The organism is Bradyrhizobium sp. JR3.5 (genome assembly GCF_054057015.1).
Map to the genome: position 1 here is coordinate 2,521,452 of NZ_JBSRYV010000001.1, position 23,180 is coordinate 2,544,631.

Annotated in this window: 16 protein-coding genes and 4 pseudogenes; 13 read left to right on the forward strand and 7 right to left on the reverse strand. The window is 64.8% G+C overall.

The features are described 5' to 3' along the window. The first annotated feature begins 95 nt into the window (after positions 1-95). On the forward strand, positions 96-2,300 hold the full coding sequence (locus ACVWW1_RS12685; protein WP_456655999.1) for an RNA degradosome polyphosphate kinase: 2,205 nt from the start codon (positions 96-98) through the stop codon (positions 2,298-2,300). Positions 2,301-2,312: 12 nt separating this feature from the next. After that, positions 2,313-3,816: pseudogene (ppx, locus tag ACVWW1_RS12690) on the forward strand (exopolyphosphatase). A gap of 110 nt (positions 3,817-3,926) precedes the next feature. On the opposite strand, the gene ACVWW1_RS12695 reads toward ppx, so the two are convergent. Beyond that, positions 3,927-4,766, reverse strand: coding sequence for a TerC family protein (locus tag ACVWW1_RS12695; RefSeq protein ID WP_456656000.1), 840 nt, complete (start codon positions 4,764-4,766; stop codon positions 3,927-3,929). Positions 4,767-4,876: 110 nt separating this feature from the next. Then, positions 4,877-5,299, reverse strand: coding sequence for a nucleoside-diphosphate kinase (ndk, locus tag ACVWW1_RS12700; RefSeq protein WP_050425938.1), 423 nt, complete (start codon positions 5,297-5,299; stop codon positions 4,877-4,879). A gap of 349 nt (positions 5,300-5,648) precedes the next feature. On the opposite strand from ndk, the gene ACVWW1_RS12705 reads away from it, so the two are divergent. The 3 genes from ACVWW1_RS12705 (at position 5,649) to ACVWW1_RS12715 (ending at position 8,266) form a co-directional block, all read left to right on the forward strand. After that, positions 5,649-5,918 (forward strand): sulfur globule protein precursor, encoded by a 270-nt coding sequence (locus ACVWW1_RS12705; protein WP_456656001.1) that lies wholly within the window; start codon positions 5,649-5,651, stop codon positions 5,916-5,918. A gap of 225 nt (positions 5,919-6,143) precedes the next feature. After that, positions 6,144-6,452: a hypothetical protein gene (locus ACVWW1_RS12710; RefSeq protein WP_456656002.1), complete on the forward strand. Its 309-nt coding sequence runs from the start codon at positions 6,144-6,146 to the stop codon at positions 6,450-6,452. Further along, the gene (locus ACVWW1_RS12715) at positions 6,404-8,266 is read left to right on the forward strand and encodes an ABC-F family ATP-binding cassette domain-containing protein (protein ID WP_456656003.1); all 1,863 of its coding nucleotides are present in this window, start codon (positions 6,404-6,406) and stop codon (positions 8,264-8,266) included. Before ACVWW1_RS12710 ends, ACVWW1_RS12715 begins: the two co-directional genes overlap by 49 nt. Positions 8,267-8,413: 147 nt before the next feature. On the opposite strand, the gene ACVWW1_RS12720 is transcribed toward ACVWW1_RS12715, so the two are convergent. From ACVWW1_RS12720 to ACVWW1_RS12730, 3 genes are all read right to left on the reverse strand, one after another. Further along, positions 8,414-8,959, reverse strand: coding sequence for a hypothetical protein (locus ACVWW1_RS12720; RefSeq protein ID WP_176531758.1), 546 nt, complete (start codon positions 8,957-8,959; stop codon positions 8,414-8,416). A gap of 103 nt (positions 8,960-9,062) precedes the next feature. Further along, on the reverse strand, positions 9,063-9,515 hold the full coding sequence (locus ACVWW1_RS12725; protein WP_456656004.1) for a DNA polymerase III subunit chi: 453 nt from the start codon (positions 9,513-9,515) through the stop codon (positions 9,063-9,065). A gap of 21 nt (positions 9,516-9,536) precedes the next feature. Next, a complete protein-coding gene (locus ACVWW1_RS12730; RefSeq protein ID WP_456656005.1) occupies positions 9,537-11,039 on the reverse strand; it encodes a leucyl aminopeptidase in 1,503 nt (500 codons plus the stop codon). 361 nt (positions 11,040-11,400) lie between these two features. Here ACVWW1_RS12730 and lptF point away from each other — a divergent pair, with 361 nt between their 5' ends. From lptF to ACVWW1_RS12770, 8 genes and pseudogenes are all read left to right on the forward strand, one after another. After that, positions 11,401-12,567 (forward strand): LPS export ABC transporter permease LptF, encoded by a 1,167-nt coding sequence (gene lptF / locus ACVWW1_RS12735; RefSeq protein ID WP_092113467.1) that lies wholly within the window; start codon positions 11,401-11,403, stop codon positions 12,565-12,567. Beyond that, a pseudogene (lptG, locus tag ACVWW1_RS12740) lies at positions 12,564-13,663 on the forward strand (LPS export ABC transporter permease LptG). The gene lptF and the pseudogene lptG overlap by 4 nt, the downstream one beginning before the upstream one ends. A 77-nt stretch (positions 13,664-13,740) precedes the next feature. Further along, positions 13,741-16,160 (forward strand): annotated as a pseudogene (locus ACVWW1_RS12745) (LPS-assembly protein LptD). 139 nt (positions 16,161-16,299) lie between these two features. Beyond that, positions 16,300-17,208: a SurA N-terminal domain-containing protein gene (locus tag ACVWW1_RS12750; RefSeq protein ID WP_456656006.1), complete on the forward strand. Its 909-nt coding sequence runs from the start codon at positions 16,300-16,302 to the stop codon at positions 17,206-17,208. Between the two features lie 17 nt (positions 17,209-17,225). Continuing rightward, positions 17,226-18,228: pseudogene (pdxA, locus tag ACVWW1_RS12755) on the forward strand (4-hydroxythreonine-4-phosphate dehydrogenase PdxA). After that, positions 18,229-19,083, forward strand: coding sequence for a 16S rRNA (adenine(1518)-N(6)/adenine(1519)-N(6))-dimethyltransferase RsmA (gene rsmA, locus ACVWW1_RS12760; protein ID WP_456656007.1), 855 nt, complete (start codon positions 18,229-18,231; stop codon positions 19,081-19,083). 19 nt (positions 19,084-19,102) lie between these two features. Continuing rightward, on the forward strand, positions 19,103-20,161 hold the full coding sequence (locus tag ACVWW1_RS12765) for an alcohol dehydrogenase (RefSeq protein WP_456656008.1): 1,059 nt from the start codon (positions 19,103-19,105) through the stop codon (positions 20,159-20,161). A 261-nt stretch (positions 20,162-20,422) separates the two neighbouring features. Further along, positions 20,423-21,451 carry a hypothetical protein gene (locus tag ACVWW1_RS12770; RefSeq protein ID WP_456656009.1) on the forward strand — a complete coding sequence of 343 codons (1,029 nt, stop codon included), beginning with the start codon at positions 20,423-20,425 and terminating at the stop codon, positions 21,449-21,451. A 64-nt stretch (positions 21,452-21,515) separates the two neighbouring features. Here the strand turns inward: ACVWW1_RS12770 and gmk are convergent, their stop codons facing one another. Both gmk and ACVWW1_RS12780 read right to left on the reverse strand, forming a co-directional pair. Beyond that, on the reverse strand, positions 21,516-22,169 hold the full coding sequence (gmk, locus tag ACVWW1_RS12775) for a guanylate kinase (RefSeq protein ID WP_456656010.1): 654 nt from the start codon (positions 22,167-22,169) through the stop codon (positions 21,516-21,518). A 3-nt stretch (positions 22,170-22,172) separates the two neighbouring features. Further along, a complete protein-coding gene (locus ACVWW1_RS12780) occupies positions 22,173-23,060 on the reverse strand; it encodes a YicC/YloC family endoribonuclease (protein ID WP_092113443.1) in 888 nt (295 codons plus the stop codon). Positions 23,061-23,180: the final 120 nt, after the last annotated feature.

Below are 23,180 nucleotides of genomic sequence, written 5' to 3' on the forward strand. Positions count from 1 at the left end.
TCAATGTCATCGAAACGTCATCGCAATATCACATGGTCTGCGCGGCCCTCGGCTAGACCGCCCCAGCCCCCTGCCCGGAATTGGACCAGCACTTGATGGACTCGGCACAAGCTTCTGAAATCAAAGAGAAAGATGCGGAACTTCCGCCCGTCCCCGCGGTCGCGACCAGCCCCGAGCGATTCATCAACCGGGAGCTGTCCTGGCTGCACTTCAATCGCCGGGTGCTCGAGGAATCGGTCAATCTCGGCCATCCCCTGCTGGAGCGGGTCCGCTTCCTGTCGATTTCGGCGAATAACCTCGACGAGTTCTTCATGGTCCGCGTCGCCGGCATCAAGGCCCAGGTTCGCGAGGGCATTGCCGAGCGCAGCCCGGACGGCCTGCTGCCGGCCGAGCAGCTGGTGATGATCAACAAGACCGTGTCGCAGCTCGCTTCCGATCAGCAGGCGATCTGGAGCGACCTGCGCGAGCTCCTGTCCAAGGTCGGCATCCAGCTGGTCGACGGGCGCGACGTGACCAAATCCGAGCGCACCTGGATCGAGGATCACTTCCTCCACAACATCTTCCCGCTGCTGACCCCGCTCGCGATCGACCCGGCGCATCCGTTCCCGTTCATCCCGAACCTCGGCTTCACGGTCGCGCTGCAATTGTCGCGGATCGCCGACGGCAAGGCGATGAACGCGCTGATCCGCATGCCCAGCAAGATCGACCGCTTCATCCGCATTCCCTCGACCAAGGAAGGCGCGCCAGCACGGCTGATCACACTCGAGCAGGCCACCGGTCTGTTTATCGGCCGCCTGTTCCCCGGCTACACCGTCAAGGGCCAGGGTGCGTTCCGCATCATCAGGGACTCCGAGCTCGAAATCGAGGAAGAGGCCGAAGACCTCGTTCGCCTGTTCGAGACCGCGCTCAAGCGCCGCCGGCGCGGATCGGTGATCCGGCTCGAGATCGAGGCCACGATGCCCGAAGAGCTGCGCGTCTTCGTGCAGCACGCGTTATCGGCCGCGGACGATGAAGTGATCCTGGTCGACGGCGTGCTCGCGATGAACGAACTGTCGCAGCTCACCCGCCTCAATCGCCCCGACCTCGAATTCCCGCCCTACGTGCCGCGCCATCCCGAACGCGTCCGCGACCATGGCGGCGATATCTTCGCCGCCATCCGCCAGAAGGACCTCGTGGTCCATCACCCCTACGAATCCTTCGACGTCGTCGTCCAGTTCCTGCAACAGGCGGCGCGCGATCCCGACGTGGTCGCGATCAAGCAGACGCTCTATCGCACCTCGAACAACTCGCCGATCGTACGCGCGCTGGCGGATGCCGCCGAAGCCGGCAAGTCGGTGACCGCGCTGATCGAATTGAAGGCGCGCTTCGACGAGGAGGCCAATATCCGCTGGGCGCGCGACCTCGAACGCGCCGGCGTGCAGGTCGTCTACGGCTTCATCGAGCTGAAGACGCACGCCAAGCTGTCGATGGTGGTGCGCCGCGAGGGCGGCAACCTCACCACCTATGTGCACACCGGCACCGGCAACTATCATCCGGTCACCGCCCGCATCTACACCGACGTCTCCTACTTTACGTCGGACCCGATCATCGGCCGCGACGTCGCGCGGGTGTTCAACTACATCACCGGCTATGCCGAGCCGAGCGACATCGAGAAGATGGCGGTGTCGCCGCTGACATTGCGCAAGCGGATCATCGAGCACATCCACGGCGAGATCGCCCACGTCAAGCATGGCCGGCCCGGCGCGATCTGGATGAAGATGAACGCGCTGGTCGATCCTGACATCATCGACGCGCTGTACGACGCCTCGCAGGCCGGCGTCTCGATCGAGCTCGTGGTGCGCGGCATCTGCTGCCTGCGGCCGGGGCTGCCTGGATTGTCCGAGAACATCCGCGTCAAATCGGTGATCGGCCGGTTCCTGGAACACGGCCGAATCTATTGCTTCGGCATGGGCCAGGGCCTGCCGAGCGCAAAAGCTGCTGTGTATATCTCGTCCGCCGACATGATGCCGCGGAACCTCGACCGCCGCGTCGAGGTGCTCTGTCCGCTGCAAAATCCGACGGTGCATCAGCAGGTTCTCGAACAGATCATGGTCGCGAACCTGAAGGATACCGAGCAGAGCTGGCAATTGTTGCCGGATGGGTCGTCAACGCGTATGAAGGCCGCGAAAGGCGAAGAGCCCTTCAATCTGCATGACTATTTCATGACAAATCCGAGTCTGTCCGGCCGTGGTAAGTCTCTCAAGGAATCTTCACCGCGCCGTCTCACGCGTCGTAACGAGCGTCAGCAGCCATCGTCTTAAGGGGGCCCTACGGTGAAGCGGCCGCGGAAGCGCGCTTCCAGCGTCGCTGTGATCGATATCGGCTCGAACTCGGTTCGTCTCGTGGTTTACGAGGCGATGGCGCGCAGCCTCATCACCATCTTCAACGAGAAGGCGCTGTGCGGGCTCGGACGCGAGGTGCAGAGCACCGGCCTGCTCGCAACCGATGCGGTCAACAAGGCGCTCACCGCGCTGCGGCGCTTTCGCGCGCTGTGCCGGATCCAGCAGGTCGGCCGCGTCTACGCGATCGCGACCGCGGCCTGCCGCGATGCCAAGAACGGCCCGGACTTCATCGCCAAGGCCGAGCGCATCTGCGGCGCCAAGATCGAGATTCTGACCGGACCGCGTGAAGCGAAGCTATCCGCGCTCGGCGTCGTCTCAGGCGTGCACAATCCGAACGGCATCGTCGGCGACCTCGGCGGCGGCTCGCTCGAACTGATCGACGTCAAGGGCAACCGCGTGCGCAGTGGCGTGACGCTTGCCGCTCGGCAGCCTTGCGCTGCAGGACCTCTCGAACAAATCGCTCAAGCGCGCCGAACGCATCGTCAAGAACGAACTGCTGGGCGTCGCCCAGCTCAAGACCGGCCGCGGCCGTACCTTCTACGCGGTCGGCGGCACCTGGCGCGCGCTGGCGCGCATCCACATCATCCAGAGCGGCTACCCGCTCAAGGTGATGCACGGCTATTCGATTCCGGCAGCGGACGCGCTCGACTTCGCGCAGCGGCTGCGGCGGCTGGCGGCGACCAACATGCTGGCCAATATCGAATCCGTCGCAGATGCGCGGCGGCCGCTATTGGCCTACGCCGCGCTCGTGCTCGAATACATCATCCGCGTCGCCCAGCCGAAGACCATCGTATTCTCGACCTTCGGCGTGCGCGAGGGCCTGCTCTACGAGATGCTGCCGCAGGCCGAGCGCGCCAAGGACGGCTTGGTCTGCGCCGCGCAAAACCTCAACGAATTGCTGTCGCGCTCGGCCCGCCACGCCCAGGAGCTGACCGCCTGGACCGACAGGCTGGTGCGCGTCGTCAGGCTGCGCGAGACCGAGGAAGACCGCAGGCTGCGTCACGTCGCCTGCCTGCTCTCCGATATCGGCTGGCGCGTCCATCCCGATCATCGCGGCGAGGAAACCCTCAGCCTGATCATGAACGGCAATTTCGGCTCGATCACGCATCAGGGCCGCGCTTTCGTCGCGCTCTCGGTGTTCTATCGCTACGCCGGCCTCAGCGAGGAAAACGAACCGCCGCCGCAGATCCGCGCGCTGGTGACGCCGGCGATGGACGAGCGCGCGCGCGTGCTCGGTGCCGCATTCCGCGTGGCGCATCTGATCACGGCGGCACGCACCGGCGTGCTGCCGGCAACCCATTTCCGCACCCAGGGCCGCAAGCTGATGCTGGTGTTCGAACACCGGATGGTGGATCTGGTGGCCGATCGCGTCGGCAGCCGCTTCAAGCAACTGGCGCGGCTGCTCGGGCGCGCCGGCTCGATCGTGCGGCGCTAGACGTCGTCGGTTCTGATTTCAGTCAGAACCGACGACGTCCAGCTCTCTAGCTTTGAGGCGTTTTCTTCACGCGAACCGGCGTCCACTTTGCTCGAAAGCGCTACGGGACCTCACGCCGCCTTGGCAGCGTGCTTGGCCTTGCGAAGCGCGTGACGGCGCCAGATCGATCCGATGACCAGCACCACGACGATGCCGAGCACGGCGAGCGTGATCTCGCCGCCGTTGCCGCCATGGGCGAATTGCGGCGACATCCCGACCGAGGTCAGCCAGGAATCGAGCCTGGCACCGAGCGGTCCGGCGAACAGCGCATCCAGCTTGGGATGCACGGCCGGATCGGTCGCGATGACGTCGCCCGCGATCCAGCCGAGCAGCGCGGCACCGGCCCAGACCAGGATCGGCAGCTTGGAGAGCAGCGCCATGATCAGCGCCGCACCGGCAACGATCAGGGGAACGCTGATCGCGAGTCCGAGCACCAGCAGCGGCACGCTGCCGTTGGCGGCAGCGGCGACCGCAATCACATTGTCGAGGCTCATCACGATGTCGGCGACGACGACGATCTGAACCGCGGCCCACAGATGCGAGGCCGTATGCACGCTGTCCTCGTCCTCCTGTTCCGGCACCAGGAGCTTGGCGGCGATCACGATCAGCGCCAGTCCGCCGACCAGCTTCAAATATGGAAGCTCCATCAGGCTGGCGACGATGCCGGTGAAGATGACACGCAGCAGCACCGCCGCGGCGGCGCCGAGAATCATGCCCCACAGGCGCTGGCGCGGCGCGAGTCCGCGGCAGGCCAGCGCGATCACGAGCGCGTTGTCGCCCGACAGCAGGACGTTGATCCAGATGATCTTGCCGACGGCGACCCAGAAGGTCGGGGTCGCCATCTCGTTCTTGAACTCGGTGAAGAACGCGCCGATGTACGCCGGATCAAAGATCTGCCACAGCCAGTCCACAGCGAGTCCTATTCGGCCTTGCGGCCGCCCCTGGCGGCGGTGGTCCGCCGCTCCCAGTCCATGTCGACGCGGTCTCCCCAGGAGACCGCGTCACTTTCTGTCGTTCGGCGTTAGCCGACGATCTCGTTGCCGGCGAAGAACTGCGCGATCTCGATCACCGCGGTCTCCGGCGCATCCGAACCGTGCACCGAATTCTCACCGATCGACTTCGCATAGAGCTTGCGGATGGTGCCTTCGGCGGCTTTCGACGGATCGGTCGCACCCATCACGTCGCGATACTTCAGGATGGCGCCCTCGCCTTCCAGCACCTGGACCACCACCGGGCCCGAGGTCATGAAGTCGACCAGTTCGCCGAAGAACGGGCGCGCCTTGTGGACGGCATAGAAGGTTTCGGCCTGGCCGCGGGTCATCTGGATGCGCTTCTGCGCCACGACTCGCAGGCCCGCCTTCTCGATCACCGCGTTGACCGCGCCGGTCAGGTTGCGCTCGGTGGCATCGGGCTTGATGATCGAAAAGGTGCGTTCAATCGCCATGATTTCGTCCTTGTAAACGGTGGCTGGGAGTTGCCGGGGCTTATATCGGCGCGATGGGGTAACGGCAAGCGACCCTGTGACGCGTTAGCCTTTAGTTTTGATGGATTTTCACGACAAAAGCCGTCGTCCGGGCGGTCTGCGGACAGAGACAGGCTCGGCCGACTTACCGCGATTTCACTTAGGTGAACCCATTCTGACAGCGTCGTGCCGCTGCCGTTCAGCTGCAGCCGCCTAGGCTCTGCACCGATCGGACGCCTTGCTGGCCCCCATCCGCAAGCCTCACAGGACGTCTCGGGAAACGATGTCACCGCGGGCGCGTCATGCGCGCCCATACCTCGAGGAGACGATCATGTTACGCAAATTATCGCTCGCTGTCGTTGCCGCAATTTCGCTCGGTGCCGCCGCACTCGCCCCGACCTCCGCCTCAGCCTGGGGTGGTTGGCATGGCGGCTGGCACGGTGGATGGCACCACGGCTGGTGGGGCGGCCCGCGCGTCATCGTCGGAGGTCCGGCCTACTACGGCGGCTATGGATACGGCTACGGTGGCGGTTGCTACGTGCGCCGCGTCGTGCCGACCCCGTGGGGTCCGCGCTGGCGCCTGGTCAATCGCTGCTACTGATCCATCCGTTCTGTCGACTGCTCCCCTGACTTGCTTTCGCCCCGGCCTTGCGCCGGGGCTTTTTTATGCCCGCCAGGGAACCCGGCGGCATGATGGCGCCTCACTACCTCAAGGCGAGAGTAAGGCGGAACGGAAACCAAATTCGGGGGTCGCGACTTGTCATGGCAAGGATTGACGAAACACGCGAGGTGGAACTCGCCAAGAGAAATGCCAAGAGCCATGACGATGACCCAGACCGACAACGATCCCGATCGGATTGATCGCAAGACCTGCCGTTACATCTGCGATGCCGTGGGTGAACGGCTCCAGCAAAGCATGCCGCCAGAACCCGCCCTTTCGTCCCGCCTGCAGCAGCTGCTCGAGGAAATGCAACGCCAGGAAAACCGGGCGCCATTAGATATTATGGGCTCTCCAGCGGCCCAACTCAGGAGAGATTTTACAGACAGACGGGTTGCGTTTGGCAGCGGGTCCGGTGACAACGCTGCATGCTCTCCATCACTGATATTTCAGTCCGGATCGCCGGGCGGCTGTTGATTGATCACAGTTCTGTGCAAATCGTGCCCGGCGCACGCGTCGGATTTGTCGGCCGCAACGGTGTCGGCAAGTCGACGCTGTTTCATGCCATCCGGGGCGAGCTCCCGACCGAGAGCGGCAGCATCGCGCTTCCGCCACGCTGGCGGATCGGCAGCCTCGCGCAGGAAGCGCCCGACGGGCCCGAAAGCCTGATCAATGTCGTGCTGAAGGCCGACCTCGAGCGCGACGCGCTGCTGCGAGAGGCCGAGACTGCGCACGACCCGCATCGGATCGCCGAGATTCAGACCCGGCTGGTCGACATCGACGCCCACTCCGCCCCTGCCCGCGCCGCGGCGATCCTCTCCGGCCTCGGCTTCTCGACATCAGACCAGGCACGGCCTTGCGCGGAATTTTCCGGCGGCTGGCGCATGCGCGTCGCGCTGGCGGCGACGCTGTTCTCCGCGCCCGATCTCCTGCTGCTGGACGAACCGACCAACTATCTCGATCTCGAGGGCACGTTGTGGCTCGAGAACCACCTCGCCAGCTACCCGCGCACGGTGATCGTGATCAGCCACGACCGCGATCTCCTCGACACCTCGGTCGATCAGATCCTGCACCTCGACCGCGGCAAGCTCACGCTCTACAAGGGCACCTATTCCTCGTTCGAGGAACAGCGCGCCGCGCGCGAACTGCTCGACGCCAAGCACGCCAAACGGCAGGCCGATGAGCGCAAGCGCCTGCAGGACTTCGTCGACCGCTTCAAGGCCAAGGCGTCCAAGGCGCGGCAGGCGCAGTCGCGCGTCAAGATGCTGGAACGGATGAAGCCGATCACCGCACTGGTGACCCAGGACGTTCGCGAGATCTCCTTTCCGGCACCGGAGAAGCTGCTGTCGCCGCCGATCATCGCGGTCGACGACGTCTCGGTCGGCTACGAGCCGGGCAAGCCGGTGCTCAATCGCGTGACGCTGCGCATCGATACCGACGACCGCATCGCGCTGCTCGGGGCCAACGGCAACGGCAAGTCGACGCTGGTCAAGCTGCTGGCAGGCAAGCTCGCGCCGTTCGCAGGCAGGATCACGCGGGCGGACAAACTGTCGGTCGGCTATTTCGCCCAGCATCAGGTCGACGAGCTCAATCTCGACGGCTCGCCCTACGATCACATCCGCAAGCTGATGCCCGAGGCGCCGGAGAGCAAGGTGCGCGGCCGCGTCGGCGCGATCGGCTTCTCCGGCAAGGCCGGCGACACGCTGGTGAAGAGCCTGTCGGGCGGCGAGAAGGCGCGGCTATTGCTTGGGCTTGCGACGTTCTACGCCCCCAACATGATCATCCTGGACGAGCCGACCAACCATCTCGACATCGACAGCCGCGCGGCGCTGGCGGAAGCGATCAACGAATTCCCCGGCGCCATCATGATGGTCTCGCACGATCGTTATCTGATCGAGGCCTGCGCCGATCGTCTGTGGGTCGTGGCCAACCAGACCGTGACGGCATATGACGGCGATCTCGACGAATATCGACGCATGATCTTGTCGGCCAATGACGGACGGACCGTGTCGCGTGAGCGTGTCAAGGAGCCGGCAAAGCCGGAACGTGCTCGCAATGAGAAGCGCGCTTCACCGAGGCAGCGGGTCGCGCAGGCCGAGAGCGAGATCGAGCGCATCAACGGCATCATCGCCAAGATCGATACCGCGCTCGCGCTGCCCGATATCTTCACGCGCGATCCCAAGCAGGCCGCACAGCTGACCAAGGCGCGCGCCGGCGCCGAGAGCGCGCTGCAACGCGCGGAAGAAGAATGGCTGGAAGCCAGCGCCGAACTCGACGAAGCCGCGAACTAGATTTGATCCGCCGGGCGGAGCCACATATTCGGTTTGTCGTCCCTGCTTTCGCAGGGACGACGTGTGGAGGGGGAGCCCGGGCTCTCATTCTATCCGGTGTCATGCCCGCGCATGCAGGGATCGAGCTGTCGCTGCGGCGAAAATGCCCTAACCGTGCGCGGTTTTTTTCTTCTTCGGCTTCGCGGGCTTCGGCTCCGGCGCAGCATCCGGGCCGCGCTCGACCGACGTCAGGCGTCCTGAGGAGAACGTATAGATACCGGCGCGCGCGCCGCGCGACCAGGTCACGACCGCGACGCGCTCGCCGCCCGGCCCGCTGGACAGGTTGACGCTGTCGGGGGCGCCGATGCCGCGCACGACGTCGCATTCGGTGTGACCAAGCGCGACACTGCCGCCGGTCGGCTGCGGCGCACCGCCAGCCTGCGCGTTCGCGTCAGTGGCACCCGCCGGCGGCGCCATGCCGGGACAGCTTCCGTCGGCACTGACGAGATCGTCGTTGGTCACCGGTTTGTCCGGCGTCAGCGGCGGCGATTCGATCGAGATGTTGCGGATGAACACCCGTCCAGGGCGCGAGAACCAATCCGCGTCACGCGAAAAGATGTCGGACGCGCCCGAGCAGCCGGCAAGGCCCGGCGCAAGTACCAGCAACGCCAGCAGCGACTTCCGACTGAATGTTCCGTCTCGCACGATCGACAAGGCTCCTAACCCCTCTACCTAAGGGCTTGTCCGAACATCACTTTGCGGCATGACCGTGACCCGCCCGAGGAAACGTCGAATTATCATTAATTCATCGATATCGCTATTGGCGCCGCTGCCAGCGTCCCCCCTCGTCGGTCTGCCAATAGGTGACCTCGAAGCCGCGTGCCTTGCAGGCGGTCCAGCTCTCCCGCGCCGAAGCCACCGCGTCGGGGTCGTCGCCGTTGAACACGAGGACCAGGCGCTCGTAGCTGTCGCAGTCGGCCGGAAGCGCCGCGTTGTCGACCAGGAACCGGACATTGGCCCGATTCGGATTGCCCTCCTCGATCGACAGGATGATCGGCTGGTCCTGTGCGTCGGCAGCGCGCGAGCTCGCATGCGGCAGGAATGAATCGTCGCTGTAGGTCCACAGATGCGCGTCGAGCGTCTCGGCGCGCTCCTGCGATGTCGATTGCACGACCACCCGCCACCCGCGCTCGAGCGACTTCTCGAGCAGCGGAGGCAGCACGCTTTCCAGCGTCATGTTCTGCAGATGGTAAAACAGAACCTCGGTCATGCGCCGGCCGACCCTCTATTGTTATTTCCTGGCTTCATAATATTCGGAGACGAGCCGCTCGAGCAGCCGGACGCCGTAACCTGAGCCCCAGCTCTGATTGATCTCGGTCTTCGGCGCGGCCATCGCGGTGCCGGCGATGTCGAGATGGGCCCATGGCGTGCCGTCGACGAAGCGCAGCAGGAATTGCGCGGCCGTGATCGAGCCGCCATTGCGTCCGCCGGTGTTCTTCATGTCGGCGAATTGCGAGTCGATCTGCTTGTCGTATTCGGGACCGAGCGGCATGCGCCACACTTTCTCGCCGGTCTGAAGGCCGACCTTGGCGAGGCGCTCGGCGAGTTCGTCATTGTTGGAGAACAGGCCGGCGTGATCGGTGCCGAGCGCGACCATGATCGCGCCGGTCAGCGTTGCGAGATCGACCATGAATTTCGGCTTGCACTTCTTGGCGACGTACCAGAGCACGTCGGCGAGCACGAGGCGCCCCTCCGCGTCGGTGTTGATGATTTCGATGGTCTGGCCGGACATCGAGGTGACGATGTCGCCCGGGCGCTGCGCATTGCCGTCGGGCATGTTCTCGACGAGGCCGATGGCGCCGACCGCGTTGACGCGGGCCTTGCGCGCCGCGAGCGCGTGCATCAGCCCGACCACGCAGGCCGCACCGCCCATGTCACCCTTCATATCCTCCATGCCGCCGGCCGACTTGATGGAGATACCGCCGGTGTCGAAGCAGACGCCCTTGCCGACGAATGCGACCGGCGCTTCGCTCTTCTTGCCGCCGTTCCAGCGCATGATCACGGTGCGGCTGGGCCGTACCGAGCCCTGCCCGACGCCGAGCAGCGCGCCCATGCCGAGCTTGGTCATCGCCTTGACGTCGAGGACCTCGACGGTGACGCCGAGCTTGCGCAGCTGGCTGGCGCGGCGCGCGAACTCTTCGGGGTACAGCACGTTCGGCGGCTCGTTGACGAGCTCACGCGCCAGGTTCACGCCGTCGACGATGGACGATTCGGGCGCAAACGCCTTCCTGGCAGAAGCGACGTCGTCGACCGCGATCGAGACGTCGGCGCGTACGGCGCCGTCCTCGCCGTCCTTCTTCTTTGTCTTGTAGCGGTCGAACTTGTAGGCGCGCAGCCGGATGCCAGTCGCGATCGACGCCGCCTGGCCGGCTGTCATTGCGGCATCCGGCAGTTCCGCGAGGACGGTCATCGCCCCACTGCCGGCGTTGAGCTTGCCCGCCATCACGCCGCCGAACTTGAGAAGATCCTTCTCCTTGAGGTCGGCCACCTTGCCGGTGCCGATCACGATCAGCCGGTCGACCTTGATTCCTTCCGGCGCCAGGATGTCCAGCGCCGCCCCGCTCTTGCCCTTGAACTGGTTGGCGGCCGCGGCCCGCTTGACGGTCTCGGCGGCAGCTCCCAGCGCCTTCCGGGTGGCGGCTCCCAGCTTCAATTGCTCGTCGCAAAAGGCGACCAGAATGCCGCGGGCGGACGCGGAGAACGGGACGAAGCCGACCTTGACGGCGTCGGACATAGGAAAATCCTCCAGAACTCAGGGTGTTGCTCGGGCCTGAGGCGGCCCTTCCGGCAAGCGGGGGTGAGCATTGCGATGGCGGTCCGGAGCGACCCGGACCGGGCTTGTGGCACACTATGACCTGTCGGCTGCGCTGCTGCCAAGCGCCGGAGTGGCTGGAAGGCCACAAAAGCGATTAATTAACCATAAATTAAGCGTGCCTTGGCCCGGCCATTTTGTTGACGGATCAAAGGGATGGTAGTGAGATCGTGAACAGAGAGTGAGCCGGACGAGTCCGCGGCTCGACCATAGGGGAACCCGGGTTGACGGGATTGGTCGAAAGCCGTGCGTTTGGTTGCGCCAAGGGGGCCGTGCGGTAGCGATGGGGTCGATCGACAAGTACATCTTCAAAACGACGCTGGCGTCGTTTGCGCTTGTCCTGGTCAGCCTTACCGGCGTGATCTGGATTACCCAGGCGTTGCGCGGCATCGACCTGATGACCAGCCAGGGTCAGACTATCCTCACCTTCCTCGGCATCACCAGCCTCGTGATTCCTGCCCTGGTCCTGATCATCGCCCCGATCGCGCTGATGATCGCGATCTCGCACACGCTGAACAAGCTGGCGACCGATTCCGAGATCATCGTCATGAATGCGGCGGGCTTCTCGCCGTTCCGGCTGTTCCGGCCGTTCTTCTTCGCCACCTGCGTGGTGGCGGCACTGGTCGCCTTCATCGGCGCCTATCTCGCCCCCGACGGCATGCGCCGAATCAAGCAGTGGGATGCCGAGATCACCGCCGACGTGCTGACCAACATCCTGCAGCCCGGCCGCTTCGCCCAGCTCGATCAGAACCTGACGATTCGGATCCGCGAGCGCTTGCCCGGCGGCGTGCTCGGCGGCGTTTTCGTCGACGATCGCCGCGATCCGCAGCAGCGCGTCACCATCGTCGCCGACCACGGCACCGTGCTGAAGAACGAGAGCGGCTCATACCTCGTGCTGGAGGACGGCAATCTCGAGCGATTCGAGGTCGGCAAGCGCGATCCGACGCTGGTGGTGTTTCAGCGCTACGCCTTCGACATGTCGAAATTCTCGCAGGGCCGCGACGTCACGCTCGGAATTCGCGAGCGCTACCTCTGGGAACTGATGTGGCCGGACGAGAACGACCAGACCTATCAGCAGCTGTCGGGCCAGTTCTTCGCGGAGCTGCATGATCGCTTCATGGCGCCGATCTATCCGTTTGCGTTCGCGGCCCTCACCTTTGCCTTCCTCGGCGCGCCGCGCACCACGCGACAGAGCCGCAATTTCTCGATCGGCGGCTCGGTATTCGCGGTGTTCGGCCTGCGCATGGTCGGATTCGCCTGCTCCGTCATGGCGGTGAAGACTCCGCTGGCGGCCCTGGTGCAATACCTGATGCTGTTCGCCGGCATCGGCGTCGGGATCTGGATGATCGTCGGCGGCGTGGTCGTCGAACCGCCGGCAGCATTGATGGAAGTCATCAACAGGAACAACGAGCGCATTGCGCGCCTCTTCCGGAGGCCCGCCACCGCATGAGCATGGTCACAAATACGCTCGGGCGCTATTTCGCCGGCCGCTTCGTCGTTGCGGCGGTGGGCGTGTTCGCGGGCATCTTCGTGCTGCTCGTGCTGGTCGACTACATCGAGATGGTACGCAAGACGTCGAGCCTCGTCGGGGCCTCCGCGATCACGGTCGCGGAAACCTCCCTGTTCCGCGTGCCGCAGCTGCTCGAGAAACTGATGCCGTTCTGCGTGCTGATCGGCGCGATGACCTGCTATCTAGCGCTATCGCGGCGGCTGGAGCTCGTCGTGGCACGCGCGGCCGGCGTCTCGGCCTGGCAATTCATCTCGCCGGCGCTGGTCAGTGCGATCGTGCTCGGCATCTTCGCGACCACCGCCTACAATCCGGTGTCGGCCAATCTGCGCGAGCTCTCCAAACGGATGGAGGCCGAGCTGTTCGGCTCGGCGCCGGGCGGCGGCATCCAGGACGCGTCCGGTTTCTGGCTCAATCAGATCAACGACGAAGGTCAGGCGATCATCAATGCGGCCCGCAGCGAGCAGCAGGGCATCCGGCTGACCGGCCTCACGGTGTTCCGATTCGATACGGCGCTGCAGTTCAAGGAACGAATCGAGGCCCGCGAAGCGACGCTCGAAGAAGGCCGCTGGGCGTTCACGGGAGTACGCCGATACACCCTCGACAAGGCTCCGGTGGACCAGGACACCTTCTACCTGACCACCACTTTGACCCCTGCACAGGTGCGCAACAGTTTCTCTCCACCCCTGAAACTGTGTCCTTTTGGCAACTGCCGAACTACATCCGTTCGTCGGAGAGCTCAGGGTTCGCGACGGCTGGCTATCGCTTGCAGTATCACAAGCTTATCGCGCAGCCGTTTTTGCTGGCTGCGATGGTGATGTTGGCGGCTTCTGTGAGCCTCCGCTTCTTCCGGATGGGCGGCGTGCAGAAGATGGTTTTGAGTGGCGTGGGCGCAGGCTTTCTGCTCTACGTCCTGTCGAAAGTAACTGAAGATTTGAGCAAGGCTGAGTTGATGCATCCCATCGCTGCGGCGTGGTTGCCTGTCGTTGTGGGTAGCCTCACCGGTTTCTTAGCCTTGCTGTACCAGGAGGACGGGTAGTGGCTACCGTCGCCGCCCGCCAGTTGAGGTCGCCTGTATCCGGGCGGCGCAGTGCCCTGCGCCGTCAACGGAGCCGCATGGCCGCGTTTGGCGTTTCGATTTCTGCTCTGCTTGCCGCGTTCGTCGTGGTCAGCGCGCTCGACGTCGTCGCGTCGACGCCGGCTTCAGCGCAGGCATTCACCTACAATCCGCGTCCGCCGAAGCCGGTCCGCCCGCCGGCCAAGAATGACGGGCAGATGCTCGTTCAGGCGACCGAGGTCGATTACGACTACAACAACAGCCGCATCTCGGCCGTCGGCAACGTCCAGATGTTCTACAACGGCACCAGCGTCGAGGCCGACAAGGTCATCTACGACCAGAAGACCAAGCGTCTTCATGCCGAAGGCAACATCCGCATGACCGATGCGGAAGGCAAGATCACCTACGCCAACATCCTGGATCTCAGCGACGACTACCGCGACGGGTTCGTCGATTCGCTGCGCGTCGACACCGAAGACCAGACCCGCATGGCGGCGACCCGCGCCGACCGGTCCAGCGGCAATTACACGGTGTTCGACAACGGCGTCTATACCGCCTGCGCACCCTGTAAGGATGATCCGAAGAAGCCGCCGCTCTGGCAGGTCAAGGGCGCGCGCATCATCCACAACCAGACCGAGAAGATGCTGTATTTCGAGAACGCCCAGCTCGAATTCTTCGGCGTTCCGATGGCGTACCTGCCCTACTTCTCGACGCCCGATCCGACCGTGAAGCGCAAGAGCGGCTTCCTGATGCCGGGCTTCACCAGCTACACGGCGTTCGGCTACGGCGTCGAAATCCCGTATTATTGGGCGATCGCGCCTGACATGGACGCGACCTTCAGTCCGCGCATCACCTCGAAGCAGGGCGTGCTGCTGCAAACCGAATTCCGCCAGCGCTTCGCGGACGGCTCCTATCAGATCCGGCTCTACGGCATCGACCAGCTCGATCAGGACGCCTTCAAGGGCCAGCCCGGCGACCGCCAATTCCGCTGGGGCGTCGACACCAAGGGCCAGTTCGCGCTGAACGACAAATGGGTCTGGGGCTGGGACGGCGTCGTGCTGTCCGACTACTTCTTCATGTCCGACTACCGGCTCGCCCAGTACAAGGATCCGTTCGGATCGTTCCTGTCGCTGCCGACGGAAGCGATCTCGCAGCTCTATCTGACCGGCGTCGGCAACCGCAGCTTCTTCGACGCGCGCGCGATCTACTATCTCAGCTACTCGGGCAACCAGAACCAGGTCCCGGTGGTCGCGCCCGTCATCGACTACAACAACGTGATCAACAACAACATCCTGGGCGGCGAATTCAGCTACAAGATGAACTTCGTCAACCTGACCCGCGAAACCGCGGTGTTCGATCCGATCACGACGACCGCCAACACCAACGGCCTGTGCTTGACCACGTCCGCCGATCCGATGGCGCGAACCCCGTCGCAGTGCCTGCTGCGCGGCATGCCGGGCACCTACACAAGGCTGACGGCCGAGGCGCAGTGGCGCAAGTCCTACACCGACCCACTCGGCCAGATCTGGACGCCATTCGCCAGCGTCCGCGCCGATGCGATCAACGCCGACATCTCGAATCAGCCGGGCGTTTCCAACTTCCTGCCGGTCGGCGACACCCAGACGGTCCGCTTGATGCCGACCGTCGGCCTCGAATACCGCTACCCCTTCATCAATGTGCAGCCGTGGGGCACGACCACCGTCGAGCCGATCGCGCAGGTCATCATCCGGCCCAACGAACCCAATGCCGGCAAGCTTCCGAACGAGGACGCGCAGAGCCTCGTGTTCGACACCAGCAACCTGTTCGCGGTCGACAAGTTCTCCGGCTACGACCGCGTCGAGGGCGGCAGCCGCGCCAATGTCGGCGTGCAGGCCACCACGCAGTTCGATCGCGGCGGCAGCATCAAGGGGATGTTCGGACAGTCCTACCAGATGTTCGGGATGAACTCGTTCGCGGTCGCCGACGTCACCAACACCGGCATCGACTCGGGCCTGCAGAACCCGCGCTCGGATTATGTCGCGAGCCTCGCCTATTCGCCCAACCGCACCTACACCTTCAGCGTCCGCTCGCGGATGGATGAAGCGACCTGGAACATCAACCGGTTCGAGGCCACGGCGAGCGCGCGAATTTCGACCGCTGGTCGATCGCCGTGACCTACGGCGATTATGCAGCGCAGCCGGAACTCGGCTACCTGACGCGCCGCGAGGGCATCCTCACCAGCGGATCGGTCAAGGTGGCGTCGAACTGGGTGGTCCAGGGTGCGGCGCGCTGGGACCTTGAAGCGAACAAGATCAACCAGTATGCCTTCGGCGCGGGCTATGTGGACGACTGCTTCGTGCTGGCTGCCAACTACATCACGTCCTATACCTATCAGGCAGGCTCGCAGCCGCCCGTCCTCAGCCACGCGTTCATGTTCCAGATCGGGCTGCGGACGATCGCCCAAACCTCCACGACCAGCAGTTCGGCTGGCATGCAGTAGCGAGCGAGGGGCCTGCCAAGGGGCTTGAATTGGGGGTTGTATTTTGCCCGCGGGCCTGTGGCCCCGGCTTGAATTGGTTTAAACGGCTGACATGACCACAATGACGACCGCTAGCCTGCCAACGCGCTGCCATTCGCTCATGTTGAGTTCCCTGCTGGCTCTTTTCCTCCTGTTGGGGGGCGGTGAGCGACTGCATGCCCAGACCATCGCTGTGATGGTCAATGGCGAACCCATCACCAATTTCGACATCGAGCAGCGCGCCAAGCTGAACAGCCTGACCGGCGGCAAGAATCCCGATCGAAAGGCCATCCTCGACGAGCTGATCGACGAGAAGCTGAAGATCAAGGAAGCCAAGAAATTCGGCGTCGACCCGACCGCCAACGATATCGAACAATCCTATGGCGGCATGGCGCAACGGATGCGACTGAACAACGACCAGCTGACCAAGGTCCTCGAGAGCAAGGGCATCCGCCCCGATACGCTCAAGCAACGCATCAGGGCCGACATGGTCTGGACCAGCCTGGTCCGCGGCCGCTTCAAGGAAAGCCTGCAGGTCGGCGAAAAGGACGTCGCCACTGCGGTCAAGGAGACCGGTGATGCTCCCGACGCCGAAGCGTTCGAATACCGGATGCAGCCGGTCGTTCTGATCGTGCCCCGCGGCTCTCCGCAATCCGAATTCGAGAACCGCCGCAAGGAAGCGGACACGCTGCGCGAGCGCGTGACCTCCTGCGAGGAAGCCAACACCTTCTTCAAGTCGATGCGCAACGCCGCGATCCGCGAGATCGTCGTGAAGACGTCGGCAGACCTGCCGCAGTCGCTGCGCGACATCCTGGACAAGACCTCGGTCGGCCACCTCACCCCTCCCGAAGTCACCAAGCAGGGCATCGAGATGGTCGCCCTCTGCGGCCGGAAGGCAACTACCGTGGACACGCCGAAGAAGCGTGAGATGCGGGACAAGATGTACGTGCAGAAGTACGAGGCGAAGTCGAAGGCCTACCTGCAGGAAGTCCGGAAAGCCGCGATGATCGAATATCCAGGCGGGCGATGATCGACTATCGTTGACGCATGGCTCAACCTCTCGCACTGACATCCGGCGAGCCCGCAGGCATCGGCCCCGACATCACGCTCGCCGCGTGGCTGCGCCCGTCGCGAACTCGATCTTCCGCCGTTCTATCTGCTCGGTGACAGGGCGGCCCTGGCCGAGCGCGCCAGGACGCTCGGGCTCACCGTCGAGTTTGCCGAGGTTAGCGCCGAGGAGGCCTCCGCGGCATTTGCACGGGCCCTGCCCGTCGTTGCGACCAGCAAGGCGGCGACGGCGCGACCGGGCAAGCCCGACGGAACGAGCGCCGATGCCGCGCTGGCGTCGATCCGTCAGGCGGTCGCCGATGTCGCGTCGGGCAAGGCCAGCGCCATCGTCACCAATCCGATCGCCAAGAACGTGTTGTACCGCGCCGGTTTCCGCCATCCCGGCCACACCGAATTCCTCGCCGAGCTTGCCGCACGCGGCGGGACTGCGCCGCAGCCGGTGATGATGCTGTGGTCGCCGGCGCTCGCCGTCGTCCCGGTGACGATCCATGTGTCGGTCCGCGAGGCGCTGGCGCAATTGTCGACCGACCTGATCGTGTCGACCGCGCGGATCGTGGTCGCCGACATGAAGGCGCGGTTTGGCCTCGCCTCGCCGCGGCTTGCGGTCGCTGGCCTCAACCCGCATGCCGGCGAAGACGGCACGCTCGGCATGGAAGACGTCGAGATCGTCGCGCCCGCGGTCGAGATCCTGCGCCGCGACGGCATTGCCGCCCGAGGCCCATTGCCGGCCGACACTATGTTCCACGCAGCCGCGCGCAAGACCTATGACTGCGCGCTCTGCATGTATCACGATCAGGCGCTGATCCCGATCAAGACCGTCGCGTTCGAGGACGCCGTCAACGTCACGCTGGGCCTGCCCTTCATCCGGACGTCGCCCGATCACGGCACCGCGTTCGATATCGCGGGCTCCGGCAAGGCCAATCCCTCGAGCCTGATCGCCGCACTCCGGCTCGCCGCCCGCTTGGCCGCGGCATCAAGCTAAGTGAGCGCGATAGACGATCTGCCACCGCTGCGCGACATCATTCGCGAGCATTCGCTGTCGGCGCGCAAATCGCTCGGCCAGAATTTCCTGCTCGATCTCAATCTCACCGCACGCATTGCCCGCGCCGCGGGACCGCTGGAAGACTCGACCGTGATCGAGGTCGGGCCCGGCCCCGGCGGACTGACGCGCGCACTGCTTGCGATGGGCGCCAAGCGCGTCATCGCCATTGAGCGCGACGAACGCTCGATCGATGCACTCGACTACATCGTCAAGCGCTATCCAGGCCGCATCGAGATCGTGCATGGCGACGCGCAGCACTTTGATCCGCGCCCCTTGCTCGATGGCGGCAAGGCCAAGATCGTCGCCAACCTGCCCTACAACATCGCAACCCAGCTCCTGGTCGACTGGCTGTCGATCGAGCCGTGGCCGCCCTGGTACGACACCATGGTGTTGATGTTCCAGCGCGAGGTCGCCGAGCGCATCGTCGCCCATGAGGACGAGGAAGCCTATGGCAGGCTCGCGGTGCTCGCCAACTGGCGCGCCGAGACCAAGATCCTGTTCGACATTTCGCCCGCCGCCTTCGTGCCGCAGCCGAAGGTAACATCCTCGGTGGTACGATTGATACCGCGCGCCGCGCCGGAGCCGTGCGACCGCCGCATGCTCGAGCAGGTCGCGGCTGCCGCCTTCGGCCAGCGCCGCAAGATGCTGCGCCAGAGCCTGAAGTCGCTGTCGGTCGATCCGGCGCGGCTTGCTGCCGCAGCCCAGATCGACGCGACGCGGCGCGCCGAAACCATTTCGGTCGCAGGCTTTGTTGCCATGGCCAGGGAATTGGCCGATATACGGTCCACAAAATAGAACATCAGGAGAAAACGTAATGGCGCGTATGGTTCGCCAATCCCTCGTCAAGTTCGATGCACCGCTGTGCGAAACCATCGTCGACACACCCAAGCCGCAGGGACGCGAAGTGCTGGTGCGCATCGAGCGCTGCGGCCTCTGTCATTCCGATCTCCACATCCAGGACGGTTACGCCGATCTCGGCGGCGGCAAGAAGCTCGACACCACCCGCGGCATGACGCTGCCCTTCACGCTCGGCCATGAGATCGCAGGCGTGGTCGACGAGGTCGGTCCCGATGCGCCGAAGGATCTGGTCGGAACGAAGAAGGCGGTGTTCCCCTGGATCGGCTGCGGCCAGTGCCGCGACTGTCTCGCCGGCGACGAGAATCTCTGCGCCAAGCAACGCTTCCTCGGCGTCTCGATCGACGGCGGCTTCGCCACCCACGTGCTGGTGCCCGACGCGAAGTACCTGCTCGATTACGATCCGCTGCCGGTCAATCAGGCCGCCACGCTGATGTGCTCCGGCGTCACGGCTTACGGCGCGCTGAAGCGCCTGGTCGATCGTCCGCGCCAGCGCAATCTGCTGCTGATCGGCCTCGGCGGTGTCGGCATGATGGGCCTGTCGTTTGCGCAGGCGATGTTCAAGCAGCCGATCACGGTTGCCGATCTCAGTCCCGCGGCGCGCGAGACCGCATTGAAGAATGGCGCGGCGGCCGCCTACGATCCCGCGGAGCCCGATGTCGTCAAGCGCATGCTGAAAGAGAGCGACGGCGGCTTCGACGGCGTGGTCGACTTTGCCGGCAACGAGAAGTCGATAGCGTTCGCGGTGTCGACGGTGGCACGCGGCGGCAAGATCGTGGTGTCCGGCCTGATGGGCGGCCAGTTCACGTTGCCGATGGTGCAATGGGTCTACAAGCGCATGACCATCGAAGGCTTCATGGTGGGCACGCTGGCCGAGGGCCAGGAACTGATGGCGCTCGCCCGGGCCGGCAAGATCAAGCCGACCCCGATGAAGGAAGAGCCGATGGCCGACGTCCAGAAATGGATCGATGAACTGCGCGCCGGCAAGGTCGTCGGACGCATCGTCCTGAAGAACTAACGAAGACGTCCCGCCGGCGTTGCGATCGCCGGCGGGACGCGACGTTCTCGCAGCAGCAACGCGCGCTTTGGTCCTGCGGAACCTGACAGGCGACCGAGCGATCATTCAGCCCGCGTTCCAGCCTTCCGCCGCCGCAATTGCGGTGCGACGCGAGCCTCAATTAAGCCCTACCCGTTCCGGATTTGCGGCGCATTGCGACCCAACTCTTTACCGAGATTGGCTGCACCAGCGTTTGCGTAAAAAGAAATACCGGGGACGCGTATGTCAAATCGTTCAGCGAAGTTCGCTGCGGCGCTTGCCGTCAGCATGTTGGCCGCTGCCAACTTCACAGCCATGGCCCAGACCGCCGCCAGCACGGCGAGCACCAATACGGCGAACGCGAAGACCGCGGATAGCTGTCAGTCCGCGCCAAAGGGAACCGCGCCTGCGGGAAGCCACTGGTTCTATCACCTCGACCGCAGCACCCAAAAGAAATGCTGGTACCTCGGTGACGCCAAGAACAAGGTTGTTGCCAAGACCGCGACCACGCAGCAGCAGCCCGCGGCCGCGCCCGACACAGCGACGGCCGACGCACAGCCGCCGCAGAGCCAGCCGGCGCCGCCACAGCCGGCTATGCGCAAGTCCGTCGCCGATGCCCATGCCGAATGGCCCTCACCGCAGGCCGCAGCAGCGCCGGTCGCGCCCCCCGCCGCCGGTCAAGCCGACGGTGCGGCAGCGGCGACCGATCCGACGGCGTCAGGCACGAACGCCCAGGCGTCGGAGGTGAACGCCAGATGGCTGGACGCATCGAGCATGGCCGGGACCAACGGAACCCGGCACGCCGCAGACCAGCCGACCGTGGTCGCGCAGGCCGACACGACGCCGCAACAGACGGCCGCGCCGGCACCAGCCGCCCCCGTGACAGCGGAGGCGTCCGCCGAGAAGTCGTCGTCCTCGACGCAGATGCTGCTGATCGTGATGGTCGGCGCGTTGGCGCTGGCCGGCCTGGTCAGCGCGCTGGTGTTCCGCCTGACCCGCACGCGTACGCCGCCCTACCAGATCAGCGACGAATGGCGTGCGCCCTGGGATTCACTCCACACCGAACCGGCGCCGCCGATGGCAGTGGTCGGCCGCGACCGCCCGCTGCGCCTGTCCGAGGCGACGCCGCGCCGGTCAGAGACACCGGTTCCGCGCCGCACCGAGACGCCGGTTGCTCGCCGCGAGACGCCGCGCGAGGTGGATCAAACCGAGCAGGACAACAAGCAGATCGCGGCGATGCTGCAGCGGCTGGCACGCAGCGCGGCGAACTAAAGGGCGCTCAGGAAAGCAGATGAGACTGATGCGATCCCCGGATCGCATCACGATCCCGGCGAGGCTACTCCTCGAGCTGACGCTGCAGGCCGCGCACGAACTCGGTGAGGCCGGTGCGGCGCTCTCGCTTGAGACGCTCGGCCTTCAGGATCGACTGCACCTCGGCAAAGGCGTCGTCGACGTTCTGGTTGACGACGATGTAGTCGTATTCCGCCCAGTGGCTCAGCTCATGGGTGGCGCGGTTCATCCGCCCGCGGATGACCTCCTCGGAATCCTGCGCACGGGTGTGCAGACGCTTCTCGAGATCGGCGGCCGACGGCGGCAGGATGAAAACGCTGACCACGTCGGCGCGCGCCTTTTCGCGCAATTGCTGGGTGCCCTGCCAGTCGATGTCGAACAGCACATCCTCGCCGGCCGCGAGCGCGGCCTCGACGGGCGCGCGCGGCGTGCCGTAGCGGTTGTCGAACACGGTGGCCCATTCCAGCAGTTCGCCCTGCTTGGCCATCGCCTCGAATTTGGTCTTGTCGACGAAGAAATAGTCGCGCCCCTCGACCTCGCCCGGCCGCTTCGGCCGCGTGGTCGCCGACACCGACATCTTCAAGCCCGGCATCCGATCGATCAGCATGCGCGACAGTGTCGTCTTGCCGGCGCCCGAGGGCGACGACAGGACGAACATCAGTCCGCGCCGCTCAACGCCGTCAAAACCCTGCGCCGTCATCGTTCACTCCAGATTCTGGACCTGTTCGCGGAATTGCTCGACCACGTTCTTCATTTCGAGCCCGGTATTGGTCAGCTCGACGTCGTTCGACTTCGAGCAGCAGGTGTTGACCTCGCGATTGAACTCCTGGGCGAGGAAGTCGAGCCGGCGCCCGACCGGTCCGCCCTTGCCGATCATCTCGCGCGCCTGGGCGATGTGCGAGGCGATGCGGTCGAGCTCCTCGCGGATATCGGCCTTGGTGGCGATCAGGATCGCCTCCTGGCTCAGCCGGTCGGCATCGAAGCGATCGGAGGTCTCCAGCAGCGCTGCGATCTGCTCGGCAAGCCGGGCCTTAATCGCCTCGGGCTTGCGACCAGGAGCCGTCTCGGCGCGTTTGGCGAGCCGCTCGATCTCGTCCATCCGCTGCATCAGGATCTGGCCCAGCGCATCGCCCTCGCGGCGGCGCATCTCGACGAGGCTGCCGAGCGCCTGCTCGAAGGCCTTCGCCGCCGCTTCGCGCGCCGCCTTGTCCTCGTCCTCGTTGCTGTCAGGTTCGACCACCTCGATGACGCCCTTGATGCCGAGCAATCCGTCGATGCTCGGCGCCACCGCGTCGATCCGCTGCGCGAGCTCACCTGCGACCTTCACGACCGCGGCCAGCACGTCCTCATTGATCCGGATGGTCTGCGCCGCATCGGTGCGCTTGACACTGAGATTGGCGTAGACCGTGCCGCGCGACAGCAACTCGCCGGCGCGCTTCTTGGCGAGGGCTTCCAGTTCGTCCCAGCCCGGCGGCAGCCGCAACCGCAGGTCAAAGCCCTTGGCGTTGACCGACTTCAGCTCCCACTCGAACGTATAGGGACCGCTCGCGCCATGGCTTCGGGCAAAGCCAGTCATGCTCGATAGCGCCATCGCGTGAACTCTCCAACAGAAGGATATGGGACTCACCCGGAGACGACGAGACTCGCGGGCAGCCGGTGCGACCTTAGAACGGATTCCGTGAAAGTGGAATTACGTCCACCCTCGGCAAAT

Coding starts and splice junctions, on each gene's coding strand:
- ACVWW1_RS12765 (WP_456656008.1), top strand. CDS start 19,103: ATGGCGCGTATGGTTCGCCAATCCCTCGTCAAGTTCGATGCACCGCTG.
- ACVWW1_RS12715 (WP_456656003.1), top strand. CDS start 6,404: ATGCTCTCCATCACTGATATTTCAGTCCGGATCGCCGGGCGGCTGTTG.
- ACVWW1_RS12705 (WP_456656001.1), top strand. CDS start 5,649: ATGTTACGCAAATTATCGCTCGCTGTCGTTGCCGCAATTTCGCTCGGT.
- ACVWW1_RS12780 (WP_092113443.1), bottom strand. CDS start 23,060: ATGGCGCTATCGAGCATGACTGGCTTTGCCCGAAGCCATGGCGCGAGC.
- ACVWW1_RS12770 (WP_456656009.1), top strand. CDS start 20,423: ATGTCAAATCGTTCAGCGAAGTTCGCTGCGGCGCTTGCCGTCAGCATG.
- ACVWW1_RS12730 (WP_456656005.1), bottom strand. CDS start 11,039: ATGTCCGACGCCGTCAAGGTCGGCTTCGTCCCGTTCTCCGCGTCCGCC.
- ndk (WP_050425938.1), bottom strand. CDS start 5,299: ATGGCGATTGAACGCACCTTTTCGATCATCAAGCCCGATGCCACCGAG.
- ACVWW1_RS12710 (WP_456656002.1), top strand. CDS start 6,144: ATGACCCAGACCGACAACGATCCCGATCGGATTGATCGCAAGACCTGC.
- ACVWW1_RS12750 (WP_456656006.1), top strand. CDS start 16,300: ATGTTGAGTTCCCTGCTGGCTCTTTTCCTCCTGTTGGGGGGCGGTGAG.
- gmk (WP_456656010.1), bottom strand. CDS start 22,169: ATGACGGCGCAGGGTTTTGACGGCGTTGAGCGGCGCGGACTGATGTTC.
- ACVWW1_RS12725 (WP_456656004.1), bottom strand. CDS start 9,515: ATGACCGAGGTTCTGTTTTACCATCTGCAGAACATGACGCTGGAAAGC.
- lptF (WP_092113467.1), top strand. CDS start 11,401: ATGGGGTCGATCGACAAGTACATCTTCAAAACGACGCTGGCGTCGTTT.
- ACVWW1_RS12685 (WP_456655999.1), top strand. CDS start 96: ATGGACTCGGCACAAGCTTCTGAAATCAAAGAGAAAGATGCGGAACTT.